The organism is Bradyrhizobium frederickii, assembly GCF_004570865.1.
Classification (GTDB): domain Bacteria; phylum Pseudomonadota; class Alphaproteobacteria; order Rhizobiales; family Xanthobacteraceae; genus Bradyrhizobium; species Bradyrhizobium frederickii.
This window is the reverse complement of sequence record NZ_SPQS01000112.1, coordinates 1-1,365: the sequence shown is the minus strand read 5'-3', so window position 1 is coordinate 1,365 and position 1,365 is coordinate 1. Positions and strand designations below refer to the sequence as shown.

Sequence of the window (1,365 nt, the reverse complement as noted above, 5' to 3'; positions counted from 1 at the left end):
CAAAAAATGTATGACCCGCCCCGCCCGTGCAAGGTCGTTTAATGAGGACGATGCAGTCTGCACAAATGTATCCGGCCTCTTGCAAGTGGGCCGCTGTTGCGGCCAGGCCATGATGAGATCCGCGCGTGCCGTTCCCAGATAAATGGTTCGGGCTCGAAGCCCGCTTTTTTGCACAGGGTTTACGGCGCGCCGATCGACTGTTTCGTCATCACCTTCACGAACCTCGCAGTCTGGAACAAACGGGATCAGCTAAAGGCCGGATCCCGCCGTTCATAGCTTGCGCCGGGCTTGGTCATCACCACCCATGCGATCCGCGCAATCTTGGCCGCCAAGGCGACGGTGACCTTGTTAGTGTGCATGCGTGCCTGAAGTCCATCAAGCCACGCGCCAAGGCGATATCGCGAGCGATCAAGATGAGTCACGCAGGAACGGGCGCCATGGATGATCATCCGGCGCAGATATCGATTGCCGCGCTTGCTTATCCCCAGCAGCTTCGTTTTGCCTCCCGTAGAATATTCTCTCGGGACAAGACCTAGCCAAGCTGCCATATCGCGGGCCCTTTTGAACTGGCGGGCAGATCCAGCTGCTGCCAAAAGCGCCGTCGCGGCCAGCGGACCAATGCCAGGGATGGTCATCAATCGACGTGCGGTATCGCTTTGAGAGGCAATTGCCTCAATCTCGCGGTTGACCTCGGCAATCCGCAGCTCCAGCTGCCGCAGCTCGTCAAATGTAGATGCAAGAATGCGACGCATCGCCGAGGTTAGATCATTCGACTGATCGGCCAAAACCCTCGGCAGATCAGCCTTGAACTTGCCGGCGCCCTGGTGAATAGCGATCCCATATTCCAGGCAAAAAGCGCGCATCTGATTGATGAGGCACGTCCGTTGCGACATCATCCGATCGCGAACACGATGCAGCGCTTGCAGGTCAATGTGCTCAGGCGACCTTAGCTCGACGAAGCGCATCGTTGGTCTCGTCACGGCTTCGGCGATCGCCGCGGCATCGATGAGGTCATTTTTGTTGGATTTCACATATGGCTTCACGAATTGAGCTGGGATAATGCGAACGGTGTGCCCCATGGCGGCGATCTTGCGGGCCAACCATTGCGAGCCGGAGCAGGCCTCCATCCCCACCAAAGCCGGTCCTGCACGTTCGAAGAACTGCAAGAGCGTATCGCGCCGAAAGGTCGCCTTCTGGATCGGCATTCCGGCGGCGTCGAGCCCAACGACGTGGAAAAAGTTCTTGCCAATGTCGATCCCAAACACCGTTGCCGGCCTGGGCTTGTTCCGTGTCCTCATTGCTTCCTCCTTTCAAAAGCCAACTCAGTCTGACTGAGAGGACGGGGCGGGTCATCCCATTAATGGT

The 1,365-nt window shown here is 57.7% G+C and carries 1 protein-coding gene; it reads right to left on the bottom strand.

Features of this window, described 5'->3' with window-relative positions; genetic code table 11:
* Positions 1–245 precede the first annotated feature (245 nt).
* The gene (locus tag E4K64_RS39810; RefSeq protein WP_126262250.1) at positions 246–1,298 is read right to left on the bottom strand and encodes an IS110 family RNA-guided transposase; all 1,053 of its coding nucleotides are present in this window, start codon (positions 1,296–1,298) and stop codon (positions 246–248) included.
* Positions 1,299–1,365 lie beyond the last annotated feature (67 nt).

What these genes read in the sequence shown, in the direction of transcription:
- E4K64_RS39810 (WP_126262250.1), bottom strand. Translation starts at nt 1,298, where the DNA reads ATGAGGACACGGAACAAGCCCAGGCCGGCAACGGTGTTTGGGATCGAC.